Consider the following 18,638-nt stretch of genomic DNA (forward strand, 5'->3'; position numbering starts at 1 on the left):
CGCTACCGGAGTTCCGAAGGACCGGAAAGGACCCTCCCGCCGGCGCGATGCGCGAGTTCCCGGAGCAGCCCCGGGAAGACCAGGTGATGGAACGGGTCGACCACCCTCCAGTAAAGCATTCCGAAGGCACCGCGGGGGGCGAAGCGCGTCTCGAGCGCGATTTGGGTGGCGCCCCGGCCGACGTCGTGCACCTGGATCTCGAGCGTCGCGCAGCCGGGCATTTCCATCTCGGCGCGCAGCAGCAGTCGCCGGGGCGGTTCGACCGCCTCGACGCGCCAGAAACCGAACGTGTCGCCGGGCGTGAGCGTGTCGGGGCTGCGCCGCTTTGGCCTCATGCCCGGACCGCCGGCCAGCCGGTCCAAGGCCCCGCGCAGGCGCCAAAGCCAATCGGCGTAGTACCAGCCATCCGCGCCGCCGATCCGGACCACGGGAGCCCAGGCCGCCTCGGGGGAGGCGGCGACCGTGACCGCGTGGCGGTCGACGTACAGCGTGCCGCCCGCCCAGGGCGGGTCTCCGGGCCATGGGTCGGCCTCGGCCCTCGGGGCGCCCGGCCCATCGAACGGCAGCGATGCGCTCCGGATCGCCGCCCGAATCGCTTCCCGGCAATCCAAAAGGCGCATCGGTACGATCGTGTTGATCCGGTCGTCGCGGCAGACGACCCGGTTCCGGAGCCCGTCGGCCAGCGGCTGCGCCAGCGATGCGGGAATAGGCGTCACGACGTCGATCCAGTAGGAGGAGAGGCGGGGCGAGAGGACGGGCAGGGGAAGGATGAGCCGGCGGGAAAGCCGCGCCTCTTCGGCGTAGACCTCCATGAGCCGACGGTACGTCGTCACTTCGGAGCCCCCGATGTCGAACGTCTGATCCCGCGCCTCGGGATGGTCGAGAACGCCGACGAGGGCGTCGAGGACGTTTCCGATCGCGATGGGCTGAACTTCCGTGTCGAGCCAGCGCGGCGTGACCATGACGGGGAGTCGGTCGACGAGGTAGCGCAGGATCTCGAAGGAGCCGCTTCCCGATCCGACCACCATGGCGGCGCGCAGCCGGGTGACGGGGACGCGACCGGCGTAAAGGATGTCGCCGACTTCGGCGCGGGAGCGCAGGTGCTCGCTCAGGGTCGTGCCGGATTCGCCAAGCCCGCCCAGGTAGACGACCTGCGAGAGCCCCGCCTTTTCGGCCGCCGAAGTCATGTTCGTGGCCGCTTCACGATCGGTTTCGGCGAAACGGTCGCTGCCCCTTTCCATCGAGTGGACGAGGTAATAGGCGGCGCGGCACCCGGCGCAGGCCGAGGCCAGGGAGCGGGGATCGCGCGCATCTGCGGGGAAGAGCGTGACGCCGGTCAGCGTGGCGAAGGAGCGGCCGCGAAGCCGGTCGATCGACCGGCCGGCGGCGCGCACGGCGTGACCGGCAGCGGCCAGGCGGTGGACGAGGCGGGCGCCGATGTAGCCGGTGGCGCCCAGGACGAGGATGGGGCGGCGGAAGGACGCCGCTTCCGCCGCGTCCTTCCGCCCGTAACCTTCGGCTAGAACTTCTTCTCGTGGCACCGTTCGCAGCCGCCCTTTTGCAGCAGCTTGATCTCGCCCGACTCGTGCGGCTCGTGGCAAGAGAGGCAGAGCAGCCGTCCCTCGTTGTCGAGCACGATGTTCTCAGGCAGTTTCATCCGGGTACCGGTGCCGGAAGGGTGGACGTGCCCGCGTTGGGGCAGGTCGGGGTGGCACGAAAGGCACTGGCGGTCGCCGGGCAGACGGAGCAGTTTGTCGTCGCGGCTGGATCCGTGGGGCAGGTGGCACACGTTGCACTGCCCTTTTTGATATGGCTCGTGGGTCGACTTGCCCCCGAGCGGCTGGACCCCCTCGTGGCAGGAGTAGCAGAGGTCGGAGATGTACCGGCGGAGCTGGAACTTCTCCTGACTGCCGTGCGGGTCATGGCACGCGGTGCAGCGCCCTTCGGACGCGGGTTCGTGCTTGTTCGGTTTATTCGTGGCGTTCCGGATCTCGTCGTGGCACTCGAAGCACAGCTCGGCGCCCTCGGCATTGAGCGCGTAGCGCCGGTCGCCTCCCTTGAACCGGTGGCACGAGGAGCAGCCGCCGATCGCGATGGGGCCATGGACGATCTTGCGGTCGGACATCTCCTTGTGGCACGAGAGGCACGGGTTGCTCTTGGGGTCGAGTCCCTTGGCCTTTTCCTCGGACGGGGTCACGTCGTGGCACCGGCGGCAGGGGGCTTCGTTCGCGGAAACGTGAAAGTGGTAGGCGGGGGCGGCGGACACGATGCCGGTGCCCGCATCCGCTTCGCGGAAGACCATGAAGCCCTGTTGCCTCCGGACCCCGTCGGGACCGGTCGCCAGGACCTCGATAAAGTTGGCGGCGAGCACCAGCGGTTGCCGGATGAAAAACGTGTCGTCGCGAAGCGTGACCGCTTTCGGGCTGCCGCCGTTCGTCGACACCGTCACGGTCGAGCGTTCGGGCGCCGTTCCTGCGACGGTGATCATGCCCGTGAGCGTCTTGGTGAACGGGCTGGGCGCCACCAGGTTCAACCGTCCGGCAAGCGGGCTCCTCTTTTTCTTCCCCTTCGGCTCCGGTTTCTGCTTCTTGCCGGTGACGGCTTCCCTGACCGCGCTTTCGAGCCCCTGGTCCGCGCGCCCTTCGGCCCCATTCGAGATGTAGCGGACGATTCCCTTCCTGTCGATGACGAGGTGCGTGGGGGCAGAATCGATCCCGTACATGCGGGCGATGTCCCACTTGTCGTCGATGAGGACGGAGTATTGGCGCGGCGGCGGCACGACGGCGTAGAAATTCTGGATCCGCGCGGGGGAGTTCGCATCGACGTTGACCGACAGCACCTGGATCGCGTCGGAGGGGAAGAGCGCGCGGACCTTCTCGATCGCGCGAAGCGCATCGGCGCCGTTGGTCGAGAAGGTCGAGTCAAAGCTCAGGATGATGACTTTATGGCCGAAATAGCGCTTGACCCACTGGGTGCTTCCCGAGGTGTCGTTCCCGATGAAGGGGGGCGCCGTGTCCCCCACGGAGATGGCGTGGGCCGTGTCCGCGAACAGCAGGCAGAACAGGAGGGCGGCAAGGATCCGTTGCGTCATGGGTTCCCCGGGGAATATATGGATTGGCTACGCGCTGCCTTGAACGGCCTCGTGCGGTCGCCAGATGATACCACGCGCGAGCGCATCAGGTTTCAGCGGACCTTCAGCACGATCTTGCCGAAGTGGCGGTCTTCCTCCATCATCCGGTGCGCCTCCTGCACCTGATCGATCGGGAACACCTTCTCGACGACCGGGACGATGGTGCGGTCGGCGAATTTCGGCAGCGCCGTCTTCGTGAACTCGGCGACGATCGCCCCTTTGTCCGCGACTGGCCGCGACCGGAGCACCGATCCGATGATCTGCTGGCGCTTGACCATCATGACCGCGAGGTTGAGCTCGGCCTTGATGCCGCTGATCACGCCGATGACGACGAGGCGCCCCGCGTAGCCCAGCGAGCTCATGTTCGGGGCGAGGTATTTCGCGCCGACGTGGTCGAGGATGACATCGGCCCCCTTCTTGCCGGTGAACGCCTTGACGGCATCGGAAAAGTCGGGCGTCTCCTTGTAGTTGACGACGAGATCGGCGCCCAGCGCCTTGACGCGGTCGATCTTTTCGGGCGCCGCCGTGACGATGATCTTCGCGTTCGGCGTCAAAGCCTTGCAGAGCTGGATGGCGGCCGTGTTCACCCCCCCGCCGCCGCCGTGCAGGATCGTCGTGTTGCCGTCCTTCAAGCCGCCGATGATAAAGACGTTGAGGAAGGCGGTGATGGACGACTCGCACACGCAAGCCGCCTCCTCGAAACTCATCGATTCGGGGATCCGCATCAGGTGGCTCGCATACGCGACCGCGAATTCGGCATAGCCGCCCCCGCCGACCAGCGACAGGACGCGCTCTCCCTTTTCCCAACCGGTGACGCCGGGCCCGAGCGCCTCGACGGTGCCGGCGACTTCCAGCCCGAGGATCTCGGAATCTCCGGGAGGCGGGGGGTACTTCCCTTCCCGCTGCACAAGGTCGGGCCGGTTGATCGAGGTCGCATGCACCTTCACAAGCACCTGCCCCTCGCCCGGAACCGGCATCGGCGCCTCGCCGACCGTCAGGACATCCACGCCGCCGAACCCGCTCATGAGAACCGCTTTCATCTACTGGAACCTCCCCTTGGAAGACGATGTTTTGAATTGACCCAGGTCAATGATAATCGAATGGGGAAATATGGCACAATGCTTTAATCGCCGATCGGCTCCTAAAGGAGGTATCCCGTGCCCCAGGAAATGCAACATCCCCAGCTCCATCGCAACCCCGTCAGTTACTTCGGGGGCCTGCTCGCGGCGGCCTGCCTGCTGATGATGGCGCTGATGCTGTTGGCGAACGAGCTGGTCGGCCTCGAGCACCCGTACATCGGGATCCTCATCTACATGATTCTTCCGGGCGGCTTCGGGTTCGGGGCGCTCCTCTTCCTGTACGGGATGCGGCGCGAGAGCCTCCGCCGCCGGAAGCTGGGCGAATCGGCGCCGCTGCCATACCCGCGGGTGGACCTGAACGACGACACCCAGCGGAAGCATTTCACCCGGGTTCTGTTCGTGGGCTTCCTGGCGGCCGTCCTGCTGGCGTTCGTCTCGTACAACGCGTTCATCTTCACCGAATCGGTCACGTTCTGCGGGAAGCTGTGCCACACGGTCATGGCGCCCGAGCACACGACCTACCTGAATTCCCCCCACGCCCGTGTCGCTTGCGTCCACTGCCATGTCGGCTCCGGCGCCTCCTTCTACGTCAAGTCCAAGCTGTCCGGGGCCCGGCAGGTGATCGGCGTGCTGACAGGCCGCTATCCGACTCCGATCCCGACGCCGGTCGAGAATCTGCGGCCCGCCCGCGAGACATGCGAAGAGTGCCACTGGCCGCAGAAATTCTACGGGGCGCAACTCCATCAACTTCCGCACTTCCGTTACGATGAGCAAAATACGGCAGAGCAGGTTTCCATCCTGGTCAAGACCGGCGGCGGGGGCGGCTTGGGGAGCGGCAGCTCGGGGATCCACTACAAGATGCTGCTCGGCAACCGGATCGAGTACGTGACGACCGACCGGCGCCACCAGGAGATCCCGTGGGTCAAGGTGACGCGGCCCGACGGCACCGTCTCCGAATACACGAGCCTCGACTACAAAGGGGGCAAGGAGAAGCTTGCGGGGCTTCCGCGGCACAAGGTCGAGTGCCTGACCTGCCACAACCGGCCGACACACCACATCCCGCCGGCCGACGTCGCCGTCGACGGCGCGATGAACGACCGCTCGATCCCGCGCGACCTGCCCTGGATCAAGAAGGTGGCGGTCGACGCCCTCCTGCAGGAATATCCCGACGTCGCATCGGCTCGCCGGGGGATCGGCCAGGCGATCGAGGGATACTACGCGAAGAACGATCCCGACTCCGCCATCCGGCGGGCGGACCGGATCCGGCAGGCGGTGACGACCACGACCGCGATCTGGGAGCGCAGCGTCTTCCCGATGATGAAGGTCAACTGGACGACCTATCCGATGAACATCGGCCATCGCAACTGGGCCGCCTGCTTCCGGTGCCACGACGGACGGCATGTCGATGCGAAGGGCAAGGCGATCACGCGCGACTGCACGGTCTGCCACACGATGCCGAAGCGTGGCCCCCTGATGCCGCTGGGCGCTTCGCTCGAAAGCGGCGATGGGAACTGGCATCCGTTCGAGCTCAAGGGCCGGCATGCCCGGATCAACTGCAACAAGTGCCACGCGGCCGGGAAGCGGGTGTCGACCGATTGCGCCGGTTGCCACAAGTTCGACCAGGGCGCCCCGATGATGGGCGGAGCCTGCAGCCAGTGCCACCAGAAGGAACAGGAGATCCAGCCGCTCGTCCCGTGCACGAAGTGCCACGCAAAGCGGGGCGGGCTGCACAACAAGGGCGGGCACCCCGACGCCGCCTGCAAGGATTGCCACAAGCCGCACGCCTGGGTGGTCAAGGAGCGGGCGACCTGCCTCGGCTGTCACGAGGACAAGAAGGAGCACAACAAGGAGGGCGTCTGCCCCGACTGCCACGAGTTCAAGTAGTTTGGCGGAAAGCAGAACCGCCGGAGGGCTTTCGGGCCCTTCGGCGGTTTTTTTTTGGGCGGGCGGTCTATGCGGGTGGTCCCGGTGTTGCCCGGGACCCTGGAGGCGGCCTTCGAAAGGCCGCGGGTCGGCGATAGAATGTCGGGCCTTACGCGGCGATGGCCCCGAACCGTTCCCGGACGCGTTTGATCCCGTGCCGGACCGATTCGCCGGACTTCACCGCGAACGAGGAGCCGGTCACCGGGTCCTGGAAGACCGCGAGCTGGTAGGTCTCGAAGAGGCCGACGTACTGGACACCGTATGCCGCGGCTTCGCTCCGATACTGGCGTTCGGCCAGGCGGGAGCGATACTTCACGATCGCGTCGAGAATCTGCCGGCGGATCCGGTTCAGGGTTGCGGTCATCGTTGAAGCCTCCAAAGATGTTCTGCCCGGAAGCAGAGCAACCTGCGTGCCATTCGAGAAATATAGGAACCTGCCAAGTAAAAACAGTCATGATAACGGATGGTTGCAGGTTTGCGTCTGATCCTTGACGGGGCGAATCCCGGCGGGATGTCAAAGCGTTGACGCGTTGGTCTTCCCCTGGAATGCCAACATTTTGGCGATAGCGCGTTTTACCGCATCCGGTTGCGTCAACCCGTCGCGATCAGCGCCCGCTTGGCGGCCGGGGGTAGCCGTCGAAGGCGCGCTTCCCGGCGAGAGGCGGAAGACCGGTCGGGATGCGGTTCGGCGTAGACGATCCGGACGGGGAGCCGGGCGCGGGTATATTTCGACGCGGTGCCGCGATTGTGCATCGCTTCCCGGCGCGCGAGGTCGGTCGTGATGCCCGTGTATAGGGTCCCGTCGGCGCATTCGAGCAGATAGCAGAACCACGGGGGGGAGGCGGATTTCTCCATCCGGTAATTGTAACCTTTTCTGATAGAATCGACGGCATGCCGGGAGACCGCCGCAGGAAGATCGTCAACGAGACGCGCAATGTCATGCTAGGCGACCGCGTCCGCGTGGCCGACAACTTCTGGCGTCGCCTCAAGGGATTGCTGGGGACCCGATCCCTTCACCCGGGCGACGGCCTGTGGATCTCCCCGTGCGACGCGGTCCACACGCTCGGCATGCGGTACCCGATCGACCTGGTCTTCATCGACGGATCGGGGGTGGTCGTCGGATGTTGCCCCGGACTTCCCCCCAACCGGATCTCCCCCAGATACAGGAAGGCGTGCGGCGTGCTCGAGCTCCCGGCCGGGATGCTGGCACGTACCGGGACCGAGCCGGGCGACCGGGTCCGGTTCGAGGCTCCCCGGGACGACGCGGCCGCCTTGACACCTCCGCGCGCCCGTTGGTAAAGTGGTGTTAGCACTCGCGCGCTTTGAGTGCTAATCGGTTGCCGCGAAAGGGAAGGCAGTGAGCACCGTCCTGGACGACCGTGCGGCGCAAGTGCTGCGCTTCGTGGTCGAAGATTATATCGAAACGGCCGAGCCGGTGGGGTCGCGCACCATCTCCAAGCGGATGGGGCAGCTTTCCCCGGCGACGATCCGGAACATCATGGCCGATCTCGAGGACTCGGGCTGCCTGGCGCAGCCGCACACCTCCGCAGGCCGCATTCCGACGGCCGCCGGCTTCCGCTACTACGTCGATTACCTGCTCGAGCGGCAACGGCTGCTGCGCAGCGAACGCGACCAGATCCACCGGACGGCCGGCGCCCAGGCGCCGCCGCCGGACGAGACGCTCCGACAGGTCGGCCGCCTGCTGTCACAACTGTCCGGCCAGGCGTGCGTCGTGGTCGTGGCCGGCCCCGGCGACCAGAAGCTGCGCGGACTCCGGCTGGTGCGCGCCGGCCGGGACAACGTGCTGCTCGTCGCGGTCATGCAGGGCGGTTGGGTGCAGCACCGTCTGATCGAAGGCGAGCCCGACCTGTCCGACGGCGACATCGAGAAGATCGGCAACTACCTCGACGCGCTGGCAGCGGGCCTCACGCTGTCGCAATTGCGGACGAAGATCCTGCAGGAGATGCGCCACGAGAAGGCGCGCTACGACCGGATCATGACGCGGGCGCTGGCGCTTTCCGCCCGGGCGTTCCCCGCCGCGACCGAAACCGAGGTTTACGTCGAAGGGCGCACCAACATTCTCGAACAGCCCGAGTTTATCGAGGATGTCCAGAAGCTCAAGCGGATCCTGCGGGCGTTCGAGGAAAAGAGCGTCGTCGTCCGGCTGCTCGACCGGGTGCTCGACGGCGACCCGGCGCGGGTGTCCATCGGTGCCGAAAATCCGATCGAGGAATTGCCCGACATCTCCGTGGTCGCGTCCGCGCTGAGCCGCGACGGCGCCCCGCTGGGCAGCATCGGGCTCGTCGGCCCGGTCCGGATGAATTATGCGCGGATCATCCCGCTCGTCGAATACACCGCCGGCCTTCTCGGCACCGGCCACTTCAACCGGTAGCTGTCGGCTCCGACTGAAATCAATATAAAGGGGTTCCCCAGGAAATGACCGAAGACAGGAAAACGACACCGGAAAACGAGGCGACGCCCGAAGGGGCGGAGTCCGCCGCGCCTTCCGTCGACGAAACCATCGCCGAGCTGCTCGAGACCAGGCGAAAGTTGGCCTACCTGGCCGCCGAGTTCGACAATTACAAGAAGCGGGCGCAGCGCGAGCGCGAGTCGCTCATCGCCTTCGGCAACGAACGGCTGCTCCTGGCGCTCCTGCCCATCCTCGACAACCTCGAGCGGGCGATCGCCCAAGGCGCCGCAAGCGGGACGTTCGACGCGCTGCTCGAAGGGGTGCGCATGACGTACGCCCTCTTCATCGCCGAGCTCAAGAAGTTCGGCGTCGAGCAGATGGGCGCGGCCGGAAAGCCGTTCGACCCTTCGATCCACGAAGCGATCGCGCAGATCCCCGCGGCCGGTGTTGTCGAAGGGACGGTCCTCGACGAGGCATGCAAGGGGTACACCCTCAACAACCGTCTGCTGCGCGCGGCGCAGGTCACGGTTGCGCGCGGCGGCGATTCGGGCGGAGACGAGGGTGCCGGAAAGTGAGCAAGCGCGACTATTACGAACTGCTCGGCGTCGCGCGCGGCGCGAGCGCCGACGAGATCAAGAAGGCCTACCGGCAGCAGGCGCTGCAATACCACCCCGACCGGAACCCGGGCGACAAGTCGTCCGAAGACCGTTTCAAGGAGGTCAACGAGGCGTACTCCGTGCTGTCCGATCAACAGAAGCGGGAGCAGTACGACCGTTTCGGGCACGCCGGGCCAGCGGGGCAGGGCTTTGGCGGGTTCCAGGACTTCGGTGGTTTCGGCGTCGAGGATATCCTAAACGACTTCTTCGGTTCCGTCTTCGGGGGCGGGACGGGCGGCGGGCGGCGTCCCCAGCGCGGGGCCGACCTCCGCTACAACCTGACGATCAAGTTCGATGAAGCGGTGTTCGGCACGGAAAAGGAGCTCATCATCCCGCGCACCTCGACGTGCGGCGATTGCAAGGGCAGCGGCGCGAAGAAGGGGACCAGCCCCGAGAAGTGCGGGGCGTGCAACGGGCGGGGGCAGGTGTCGGTCCAGCAGGGCTTCTTCTCGATCTCGCGACCCTGCGGGCGCTGCGGGGGAACGGGGCAGGTCATCAAGGAGCGGTGTCCCGCGTGCAACGGCTCGGGGGGCATCCGCGAGAACCGGCCGCTCAAGGTCAAGATTCCCGCCGGCGTCGACAACGGCACCCGGATGAAGCTGCGCGGCGAGGGCGAGGCCGGTCCGCAGGGCGGCCCCTCCGGCGACCTCTACGTCGTGATCTCGGTCGAGGAACATCCATTCTTCATCCGGGAGGGCGCCGACCTCCTTTGCGAGGTGCCCATCACATTCCCGCAGGCGGCGCTCGGCGCCGACATCGATGTCCCCACGCTGTCGGGCAAGAAGACGCTGACCATCCCTTCCGGGACCCGTTCGGGCCAGGATTTCGTCATGAAGGGCGAAGGGGTGGCGCAGGTCAACGGCTATCGGCGGGGCAACCTGGTCATCCGTGCCATCATCGACGTGCCCAAAAAGCTGACCAAGAGACAGAGGGAACTGCTCACCGAGTTCCAGGTGCTCGCCGGGGAGACGCCGGGGCCGATGTCGCGCAGCTTCTTCGAAAAAGTGAAGGAGTTCTTCGAGTGAGCCTCCGGGGAGCGGTTGCCTGGGGGCTGGCCGGACTGCTCCTGGTTTCGACGGGTGCGACGGCCGCGCCGCGAAAGGGAATTCCGGTCGCCCAGCAGAAGGTGCTGCCCTTCACCCCCGCTCCCGCGCTGCCCGTCTCCGCACGGCCCGCGCCCGACAACGCGCCGGCGCTGCGCCGGGTGATCCAGGCAGTGGGCACGTTTCGGTCTTCCGCGTTCGTCGCCGCCGAGTCCGATTACCAGGCGGGTCGTCGGGACGAGGCGCTGGCGCGCTTCCGGGCGATCGTGGCCGCCGGCACCGACGACGAGCGCAAGGGGTTCGCCTGGGCCCGCATCGGCGAGCTGCTGCTCGCCTCGGACGATCTCGATGCCGCCCTGTCGGCCGCCGACAGCGCCATTCTCCTTTCCCGCGCACGCTACCTCGTCCTCTCGGCGATGGATCTCAAGATGCGCATCGTGCGCCGGCTGCCCCAGCGCACCGCCGAGGTGCGCGACCTCGCCGCCTACCTGATCGACCAGAGATACGTCGGCGGCGACATGCCGTCGCTGCTCGCGGTCATGGCGCGCGCCGAGGCCGCCGGCGGACACCTCCCGCGCGCGATGGCGCTGTACCACCAGGCGGTCGCCGCGGCGCCTTCCCCCGAGATCGTGACCCGGCTGCGGGCCGAGCGCGACACGCTGATCGATTCGGTCGAGGACCCGGCTGCGCTCTTCCAGTCGGGCGAGGCGGAGGGGGACGCCGAGGTCCGCGGGCGCCTCTACTTCGCCCTGGGGCGCTTCGGGATGAAGAACGGCTATCTCGGCCTGAGCGGGTGGGCGCTCGACCGTGCGGCCCGGTCCGGCGGCCCCAAAGCGCGCGAGGCGGCCGAGCATCTGTTCCGCATCGACAAGATCATGGCGTCGCGGCCCCGCATCGTGGGGCTGCTTCCGTTGTCGGGCAAGCTGGGGGATGCCGGCTTCTCGGTCCTGTTGGGCGCCGAGGTTGCGCTGCACCGGGGCCGCCGCGCCGAGTCCGAAGGCGGATCGCTCCCCGTGCTGCGCTGGGTCGATACGGGGGGGGCTCCGGACAGAGCCCGCAAGGAATACCTCTCCTGGTCGGCCGATCGCCTGGTCATCGGATTCCTGGGGCCGCTCACCGGGGAGGAGGGGCGGTCGGTCGCCGTCGCTGTCGGCCCCCGGTCGGCGCCGCTGCTCTATCTCGGCCAGAAGTCGGTCGTCGAAAAACCTTTCCTCTACCCGTTCGGCCTGTCGCCGCAGCAGGAGGCGCGCGCCGTCCTGGGCTCCCTGTCGAAGCGGGGGGTCACCGACCTCTTCCTGTTCGCCCCCGAAAACGGATACGGCAAGGGCTTTTCCGAAGCGGTGGGCGCCGCTGCGAAGGAGAACGGCCTGCGCATCGTCAAGACGCTGAGCTACCCCGCCGGCCTGAAGGATTTCTCGCGCCTCATCCGGTCGTCCGTCTCGGGCTCCGCCCTCGCGCGCCAGGCACGCGCCCGGGGGCGCGGCAAGTCGGGTCCCCGGGGGGCAATCGTGGTGGCCGACCGTTGGGACCGCGTCTTCCTCGTCGCGTCGCAGCTCCGCTACTACGACGTCTTCCTGCCGCTGGCCGGCTTCTCGGGCTGGAGCGACGACGCGCTGATCCGGAAGGCGGGCGACGCCGTCTCCGGCGCCATCTTCTCGGTCGACTATGCCGACGCCGTCCCGGGCGGCCAGGGAGACCGGTTCCGCCGCGACTTCCAGGACGCCGTGCGCATCTCCCCGTCCCGCTTCGAGGCGATGGGATACGACGGCGCGGCGATGCTGTCGGCCGCATGGACGGTCGAGGGCGCGCGAGACGCGCGCAGCGCGGCCGAGGCGATGCGAGACCGGGTTCCCCGGATGAAAAGTTTTATCGGGGCGACCGGCAACTTTACCTTCGGCCCGGGCGGCGACATGAAACGGCGCGTGCATCTGCTCAAGATCGAGCTCGGCAACTTCGTCCCCGTGCAGGATCCTTGACCAAACGCGGGACGCTCCGGGAGCAGGTCCGCCGCGTCTTCGCGCCCGGCGGCGCGCTCCAGTCCTCGCTGCCCGGTTTCGAGCCGCGCCCCGGCCAGCTCCGGCTGGCCGAAAGCTGGGCCGACGCCATCTCCGGGGGAAGCGTCCTCGTCGCCGAGGCGGCGACCGGCATCGGGAAGACGCTCGCCTATCTCGTCCCCGCGATCCTGTCGGGCGGAAAGACGCTCGTCGCCACAGGCACCAAGACGCTTCAGCAACAGCTCGTCGACCACGACATCCCGCTGCTGCGCGACGCGATCGATATTCCCTTTTCCTACGCGGTGATGAAGGGGCGCGGCAACTACCTGTGCCGCCTGCGCTGGAAGCGTTTCTTCTCGGAGCCGCTCTTCGAATTTGCGCGCGAGGCGCGCTTCTTCGACGCGATCGCCGAGTTCGCCGCGGTCACCCGCTCCGGCGACATCTCCGAATGCGAAGGCGTCCCGGACGACCTTCGCGTCTGGTCCGAGATCGTCTCCCGCAGCGATTCGTGCGATCCGTCCGCGTGCGACCAGGCCGACCGCTGCTATTTGCTGACCGCACGCCGCCGGGCGTCCGAGGCCGATCTCGTCGTCGCCAACCACCACCTTTTCTTCGCCGACCTCGCCCTGCGCGGCAAGGTGGGCATAAATTCCGACGGAGGACGCCGCTACCCGGCCGAACTGCTTCCGCCGGCCGACATCGTCGTGTTCGACGAGGCGCACGGAATCGAAGAGGCCGCGGCCTCCTTCTTCGGTACCACGGTAACGCTGGGGCGCACGATCGAACTGTGCCGCGACCTCGCGTGCGCCGGCGGCGCGGGAGTGGCGGCCACGGGGACGCCGGGCGCTGCCTGGCGGCCGGTGTTGCCGGCGACCGAGGCGTTCCGACGGGCAGCCGACGCCTTCTTCGCGTCCGTCGGCGGCGAGGGCCGCGCGCTGATGCCGCCGCCGGGGAAGGACCCGCGCTTCCATTCGGCCGCGGCCGCGATGGCCGGGTTCGGCGAGGAGCTGGCGCAGCTGCTCCACGAGGGGCCGGTCGCGGGCCTGCCGGGCGGCGACGCGCTGCGCGACGCCGAGACGCTCCAGCGCCGGGTACGCACTTTTCTCGACGACCTTGCCGCCGTCCTCGAGACCGACCCGACCCGTGCCGTGTCGTGGGTCGAGCGGCGCGGGCACGCCGTGACGCTGTGCCGGACGCCGGTCGAGATCGCCCCGACGCTGGCCGCCGCCATGTGGGAGCAGCCGCCTCCCACGCTCCTGGCCTCCGCAACGCTTTCCGTTGCCGGCGACCTGTCCTACTTCAAGACGCGCGTCGGACTCGGCTCGGTTGCCGCGATTGATCTCATCGTGGATAATGAATTCGATTTCGCAGAACAGTCGCTCGCGTACGTGCCCGAGGGGCTGCCCGACCCGTCCGATCCCGCTTTCCCTGCCGAGGCCGGGAAGGCCGCCGCGCGCATCCTTCGACTGTCGGGGGGCGGCGCGCTAGTGTTGTGCACGAGCTACCGGAACCTGTCGTTGCTGGCGGCGACGCTGCGTGCCGAGCTGCCGTACACGATCTTCGTCCAGGGCGAAGCGCCGCGCGCCCGCCTCCTGCGCGCGTTCCGCGACGAGGAGGACGCGGTGCTGGTCGGCACCGGCACCTTCTGGGAAGGGATCGACGTTCCGGGCGCCTCGCTGCGCTGCGTGGTGATCGACAAGCTGCCGTTTGCGCCTCCCGGCGATCCCGTGGTCGAGGCGCGCATCAAGGCGATCCGCGACCGCGGCGGCGACCCGTTCGCCGAGTACCAGGTGCCCGAGGCGGTGCTTTCGCTCCGGCAGGGCGTCGGGCGGCTCCTGCGCCGGGGCGACGACTACGGCGTGGTGGCGCTGCTCGACCACCGCGTGATGACCCGGTCCTACGGCGCGCTGTTCCGGAAGAGTCTCCCGCCGATGCGCTGGACGCGCGCGATCGGCGATGTCGAAAAGCTGTTCCGCCGGTTTCGCGACACGGCGGCCCCGATGCTCGAAGAAGGAGATGCGAATGATCCGTAAAGCGGTCTTCCCCGCCGCGGGATTCGGCACCCGCTTCCTGCCCGCGACCAAGGCCTCTCCCAAGGAGATGCTGCCGCTGGTCGACAAGCCGCTCATCCAGCACGGCGTCGAGGAGGCGCGGGCGGCCGGCGTCCGCGACATGATCATCGTCACCGGCCGGGGCAAGCACGCCATCGAAGACCATTTCGACGTCTCCTTCGAACTCGAGGCGACGCTGAAGAAGAAGGGGGACGGCAAGCTCCACGACCTGATCCGGTCGATCAGCGATCTGGCCGACTTCTTCTACGTGCGCCAGAACCTGCCGATGGGGCTCGGACACGCCGTCCTGCGGGCGATGGACCTGGTGGGCTACGAGCCGTTCGCCGTCGTCCTCTCCGACGACGTCATCGATTCGGAGGTTCCGGTGCTGCGCCAGATGACCGACGTCTACGAGAAATACGACGCCGGGGTGGTGCTGGCGATCCAGGAGGTTCCGCACGACCAGGTGTCGCGCTACGGTATCATCCGGGGGAAGCGGATCGCCGAGGGGGTTTACGAGGTCGAGGACATGGTCGAGAAGCCGAGTCCCGACGAGGCGCCTTCGAACCTCGCGATCATCGGCCGCTACATCCTTCCGCCCGCGATCTTCCCGGCGCTGCAAGGCACGCAGCCCGGCGCGGGGGGCGAGATCCAGCTTACCGACGCCATCCGTTCGCTGATCGGCCGCGAGCGCGTCATCGGCTACCGGTTCAAGGGGACCCGCTACGATTGCGGCACCAAGCTCGGCTTCCTGATGGCCAACGTGGCCTTCGCGCTCCAGGATCCCGATCTTGGCCCCGGCCTGCGGGCATTTCTCAAGAAGGAGAAGCTGCGGTGAAAAGGCATGGCGTGACGACGGGTTGCCCCGACGACGCGCTCCGCACCGGCATCCTGATGCTGGGCGGCGTGACGCTGCTCGACGTGCTGACTGAAGGCAACTACCACGTGCCGGCCGACGTCAACGAGACCGGCGAGGGCGTATCCATCCGGATCGAGGTGCCGGGCGTCACCGTCCGCCAGATCCAGGTCGTGGTCCGCGGAACAAGGGTCGAGGTGTCCGGCGAAAAACGGCCCGACCAGGCCGGGTGCGACGCCTCCTACCTGTGCATGGAACGCACGTTCGGCAAGTTCTCCCGGGTGTTCGAGATCAGCGGCGCCGTGAACCTGGCCCAGATGACCGCGACGCTCAGGGGGGGGGTCCTCACCCTGTTCGTCCCGAAGGTGGGCGAACGGCGCGGGCGCGAGCGGCGCGTCCGGATCGACGCGGAAGACGAGCGCTGACAAAGACAACGAATGAAGGGGAAGGAAGCGATATGGGCGACGAACCGAACATGAAGGACGCTGCGAAGCGGGTGGCTGGGAGCAAGGACGAGAAACCGGCCGTTCCCGGGCCGGAGGCCGAGGCCGTGTCCGCAGCCGAGGCGCCGCAGGGCGGCGAGCCCGAATCGGGGCAGGAGCAGGACCAGGAGCCGGAGATCCCGTCGGTCCTCCCGCTGCTGCCCGTCCGCGACATCGTCATCTTCCCCTACATGACGCTGCCGCTGTTCGTCGGCCGGGAGGGCTCGATCGCCGCCGTCGACGAGGCGCTCGCGCGCGACCGCCACATCTTCCTGGCGACGCAGAAGGACCCCTCGGTCGAGGACCCGAAGTTCGACGACCTCTACCGGACGGGCACCGTGGCGATGATCATGCGGATGCTCAAGCTGCCCGACGGGCGGCTCAAGATCCTCATCCAGGGCGTGATGAAGGGGACCATCGTCGAGTTCCTCGACGAGCATCCCGCCGCCAAGGTGCGCATCGAGCGGATCGTCGAGGAACCGATGCAGAAGGAACCGGGGCTCGAGGTCGAGGCGCTCATGCGCGCGACGCGAGAGAAGATCGAGAAGATCCTCTCGCTCAAGAACATGCCGGTCGAGATCCTGATGGTCACCGAGAACATCAGCAATCCCGGCGTCTTGGCCGACCTCGTCGCGAGCAACCTGCGGCTCAAGATCGAGGAGGCGCAGGGAGTGCTCGAGGAAGCCGCCCCCGTCGCCCGCCTCACGCTGGTCAACAACCTGCTGTCGCGCGAGCTGCAGCTCGCCGAAATGCAGGCGAAGATCCAGAACCAGGCCAAGGAAGAGATGACCCGCAGTCAGCGCGAGTATTTCCTGCGCGAGCAGCTCAAGGCGATCAAGACCGAGCTGGGCGACATCGACAACAAGACCGAGGAGCTTGAGGAGCTGCACACCAAGATCGCCGAGGCCGGCATGCCCGAGGAGGTTCGCAAGGAGGCCGACAAGCAGATGCGGCGCCTCGAGGCGATGCACCCGGATTCGGCCGAGTCGTCGGTCGTCCGGACCTACCTCGACTGGTTCGTCGAGCTGCCCTGGAGCAAGGAGACGAAGGACAACATCCAGATCGGCAAGGCCAAGAAGATCCTCGACGAGGACCACCACGACCTCGAGAAGGTCAAGGAGCGCATCCTCGAGTACCTTGCCGTGCGAAAGCTGAAAGACAAGATGAAGGGGCCGATCCTCTGCTTCGTGGGGCCTCCGGGCGTGGGCAAGACGTCGCTCGGCAAGTCGATCGCGCGGGCGATGGGGCGGCAGTTCATCCGCATCTCGCTGGGCGGCATCCGTGACGAGGCCGAGATCCGGGGGCATCGGCGCACCTACGTCGGGGCGCTGCCGGGCCGAATCATCCAGGGGATGAAGCAGGCGGGAACCAGAAACCCGGTGTTCATGCTCGACGAGATCGACAAGATCGGGGCCGATTTCCGGGGCGATCCGTCGGCGGCGCTGCTCGAAGTGCTCGATCCCGAGCAGAACGCGACGTTCAGCGACAACTACCTCAACGTGCCGTACGACCTGTCCAAGGTGCTGTTCATTGCGACGGCCAACATGATCGACCCCGTGCCGCCGGCCTTGAAGGACCGGATGGAGGTCATCGCGCTTTCCGGCTACACCGATGTCGACAAGCTGGCGATCGCGAAGAAATACCTGCTGAAGCGGCAGTTCGAGGCCAACGGGATCACCGGGAAGCAGATCGCGTTCTCCGACAAGGCGATCCTCTCGGTCATCCACGAGTACACGCGCGAGGCGGGATTGCGCAACCTCGAGCGCGAGATCGGGAGCATCTGCCGGAAAGTGGCGCGCAAGATCGCCGAGGGGCAGAAAGGGCCGTTCTCGATCACGCCGAAGAACGTGTCGAAATACCTGGGACCGCCGCGCATCCTGCCCGAGGTCGAGGGCGAGCACGACGAGGTGGGCGTCAGCACGGGGCTTGCCTGGACCCCCGCCGGGGGCGAGCTGCTCTTCATCGAGGTGCTGCTGGTCAAGGGGAAGGGCAACGTGACGATCACGGGATCGCTCGGCGACGTCATGCGCGAGAGCGCGCAGGCGGCCGTCAGCTATACCCGGTCGCGGGCGGCGCGGCTGGGGCTGCCCGAGGATTTCCACTCGCGCTACGACATCCACATCCACGTGCCGGCGGGGGCGATCCCCAAGGACGGCCCGTCGGCGGGCATCACGATCGCCACCGCGCTGGTATCGGCGCTCACCAACGTGCCCGTGCGGCACGACGTCGCGATGACCGGCGAGATCACGCTGCGCGGCGAGGTGACGGCGATCGGCGGATTGAAGGAGAAACTGCTCGCGGCACTGCGCGGCGGGATCAAGACGGTATTGATTCCCGAAGAGAACGCGAAGGACCTGCAGGACATTCCGGACAACGTGAAGCGCGATCTCGAGATCGTGCCGGTGAAGTGGATCGACAAGGTGCTGGAGATCGCGCTCGAACGCCATCCGACGCCCTTGCCGGAAGACGATGCGGCCGCCGCGGCGGCGCCGATCGCGCCAGCGGCTCCGGGCACGCGTCCCGCTTCGGTAAAACATTGAGCGTGCTTGCGTACGCTCGAGAAACTACGCTATAATTCGAGGCTTCGATGCGGGCATAGCTCAGTTGGTAGAGCGCAACCTTGCCAAGGTTGAGGTCGAGAGTTCGAGACTCTTTGCCCGCTCCAATTGCAAAGAGCAGCGTTGCTGCTTTTTTCGGAAAAAGGGAAGCCCAGGCTTCCCTTTTTCATGCATACGCTGGCGCGTTAGCAAAGCGGTTATGCAGCGGATTGCAAATCCGTTCAGCTCGGTTCGACTCCGGGACGCGCCTCCAACACACAGCCCCGCCACATCTGCCGGGGCTGTTCTGTTTGTGCGCCGCTCGCCATGCCGCTGGGTCGGCACGCCCTTTCACTGCACAATCCCCTGCGGGCCTCGATGGTGAAACAGGTAGACACAGCGGACTTAAAATCCGCCGCTTCGTGAATAACGGGCGTCCCGGTTCGATCCCGGGTCGAGGCACCAGGACGCGCCGAG

At 67.1% G+C, this 18,638-nt stretch carries 15 protein-coding genes and 3 tRNA genes; 13 read left to right on the top strand and 5 right to left on the bottom strand.

The features are described from left to right. Positions 1-2: 2 nt before the first annotated feature. From VGK27_04540 to VGK27_04550, 3 genes are all read right to left on the bottom strand, one after another. Entirely contained in the window at positions 3-1,541 is a 1,539-nt protein-coding gene (locus VGK27_04540; protein ID HEY3489377.1) for an SDR family oxidoreductase, read from the bottom strand. Continuing rightward, the gene (locus VGK27_04545) at positions 1,520-3,091 is read right to left on the bottom strand and encodes a cytochrome c3 family protein (GenBank protein HEY3489378.1); all 1,572 of its coding nucleotides are present in this window, start codon (positions 3,089-3,091) and stop codon (positions 1,520-1,522) included. The genes VGK27_04540 and VGK27_04545 overlap by 22 nt, the downstream gene beginning before the upstream one ends. A gap of 92 nt (positions 3,092-3,183) precedes the next feature. Further along, positions 3,184-4,170 carry an NAD(P)H-quinone oxidoreductase gene (locus VGK27_04550; protein ID HEY3489379.1) on the bottom strand — a complete coding sequence of 329 codons (987 nt, stop codon included), beginning with the start codon at positions 4,168-4,170 and terminating at the stop codon, positions 3,184-3,186. 117 nt (positions 4,171-4,287) lie between these two features. Between VGK27_04550 and VGK27_04555 the strand changes: the two genes are divergently transcribed. Beyond that, positions 4,288-6,093 carry a NapC/NirT family cytochrome c gene (locus VGK27_04555; GenBank protein ID HEY3489380.1) on the top strand — a complete coding sequence of 602 codons (1,806 nt, stop codon included), beginning with the start codon at positions 4,288-4,290 and terminating at the stop codon, positions 6,091-6,093. 148 nt (positions 6,094-6,241) lie between these two features. Here the strand turns inward: VGK27_04555 and VGK27_04560 are convergent, their stop codons facing one another. Then, a complete protein-coding gene (locus VGK27_04560) occupies positions 6,242-6,496 on the bottom strand; it encodes a hypothetical protein (GenBank protein ID HEY3489381.1) in 255 nt (84 codons plus the stop codon). Between the two features lie 227 nt (positions 6,497-6,723). Continuing rightward, positions 6,724-6,987: a GIY-YIG nuclease family protein gene (locus VGK27_04565; GenBank protein HEY3489382.1), complete on the bottom strand. Its 264-nt coding sequence runs from the start codon at positions 6,985-6,987 to the stop codon at positions 6,724-6,726. A 36-nt stretch (positions 6,988-7,023) separates the two neighbouring features. Here VGK27_04565 and VGK27_04570 point away from each other — a divergent pair, with 36 nt between their 5' ends. The 12 genes from VGK27_04570 to VGK27_04625 all read left to right on the top strand — a co-directional run bounded on the left by VGK27_04570 (position 7,024) and on the right by VGK27_04625 (position 18,626). Then, the gene (locus VGK27_04570; GenBank protein HEY3489383.1) at positions 7,024-7,431 is read left to right on the top strand and encodes a DUF192 domain-containing protein; all 408 of its coding nucleotides are present in this window, start codon (positions 7,024-7,026) and stop codon (positions 7,429-7,431) included. A gap of 58 nt (positions 7,432-7,489) precedes the next feature. Then, positions 7,490-8,524, top strand: coding sequence for a heat-inducible transcriptional repressor HrcA (gene hrcA / locus VGK27_04575; protein HEY3489384.1), 1,035 nt, complete (start codon positions 7,490-7,492; stop codon positions 8,522-8,524). Between the two features lie 44 nt (positions 8,525-8,568). Next, positions 8,569-9,117 carry a nucleotide exchange factor GrpE gene (locus VGK27_04580; GenBank protein ID HEY3489385.1) on the top strand — a complete coding sequence of 183 codons (549 nt, stop codon included), beginning with the start codon at positions 8,569-8,571 and terminating at the stop codon, positions 9,115-9,117. Beyond that, entirely contained in the window at positions 9,114-10,223 is a 1,110-nt protein-coding gene (gene dnaJ, locus VGK27_04585) for a molecular chaperone DnaJ (protein HEY3489386.1), read from the top strand. The genes VGK27_04580 and dnaJ overlap by 4 nt, the downstream gene beginning before the upstream one ends. Next, positions 10,220-12,217: a penicillin-binding protein activator gene (locus tag VGK27_04590; GenBank protein ID HEY3489387.1), complete on the top strand. Its 1,998-nt coding sequence runs from the start codon at positions 10,220-10,222 to the stop codon at positions 12,215-12,217. Before dnaJ ends, VGK27_04590 begins: the two co-directional genes overlap by 4 nt. Then, entirely contained in the window at positions 12,214-14,268 is a 2,055-nt protein-coding gene (locus VGK27_04595; protein HEY3489388.1) for an ATP-dependent DNA helicase, read from the top strand. Before VGK27_04590 ends, VGK27_04595 begins: the two co-directional genes overlap by 4 nt. Then, the gene (galU, locus tag VGK27_04600; protein ID HEY3489389.1) at positions 14,258-15,124 is read left to right on the top strand and encodes a UTP--glucose-1-phosphate uridylyltransferase GalU; all 867 of its coding nucleotides are present in this window, start codon (positions 14,258-14,260) and stop codon (positions 15,122-15,124) included. Before VGK27_04595 ends, galU begins: the two co-directional genes overlap by 11 nt. Further along, a complete protein-coding gene (locus tag VGK27_04605; GenBank protein HEY3489390.1) occupies positions 15,121-15,567 on the top strand; it encodes an Hsp20/alpha crystallin family protein in 447 nt (148 codons plus the stop codon). Before galU ends, VGK27_04605 begins: the two co-directional genes overlap by 4 nt. A gap of 32 nt (positions 15,568-15,599) precedes the next feature. Continuing rightward, entirely contained in the window at positions 15,600-18,164 is a 2,565-nt protein-coding gene (gene lon / locus VGK27_04610; protein HEY3489391.1) for an endopeptidase La, read from the top strand. Between the two features lie 49 nt (positions 18,165-18,213). Further along, positions 18,214-18,289 (top strand) — tRNA-Gly (locus VGK27_04615). Between the two features lie 72 nt (positions 18,290-18,361). Then, a tRNA-Cys gene (locus VGK27_04620) sits at positions 18,362-18,435 on the top strand. Between the two features lie 98 nt (positions 18,436-18,533). Continuing rightward, positions 18,534-18,626, top strand: a tRNA-Leu gene (locus VGK27_04625). The last annotated feature ends 12 nt before the right edge of the window (positions 18,627-18,638 follow it).

This window comes from Candidatus Deferrimicrobiaceae bacterium, from assembly GCA_036504035.1.
Lineage (GTDB): Bacteria > Desulfobacterota > Deferrimicrobia > Deferrimicrobiales > Deferrimicrobiaceae > JANXPS01.

Excerpts from the sequence above, each read along its gene's own strand:
- VGK27_04545 (HEY3489378.1), bottom strand. The coding sequence starts at position 3,091 with ATGACGCAACGGATCCTTGCCGCCCTCCTGTTCTGCCTGCTGTTCGCG.
- VGK27_04550 (HEY3489379.1), bottom strand. The coding sequence starts at position 4,170 with ATGAAAGCGGTTCTCATGAGCGGGTTCGGCGGCGTGGATGTCCTGACG.
- VGK27_04560 (HEY3489381.1), bottom strand. The coding sequence starts at position 6,496 with ATGACCGCAACCCTGAACCGGATCCGCCGGCAGATTCTCGACGCGATC.
- VGK27_04565 (HEY3489382.1), bottom strand. The coding sequence starts at position 6,987 with ATGGAGAAATCCGCCTCCCCCCCGTGGTTCTGCTATCTGCTCGAATGC.
- VGK27_04570 (HEY3489383.1), top strand. The coding sequence starts at position 7,024 with ATGCCGGGAGACCGCCGCAGGAAGATCGTCAACGAGACGCGCAATGTC.
- VGK27_04580 (HEY3489385.1), top strand. The coding sequence starts at position 8,569 with ATGACCGAAGACAGGAAAACGACACCGGAAAACGAGGCGACGCCCGAA.
- galU (HEY3489389.1), top strand. The coding sequence starts at position 14,258 with ATGATCCGTAAAGCGGTCTTCCCCGCCGCGGGATTCGGCACCCGCTTC.
- lon (HEY3489391.1), top strand. The coding sequence starts at position 15,600 with ATGGGCGACGAACCGAACATGAAGGACGCTGCGAAGCGGGTGGCTGGG.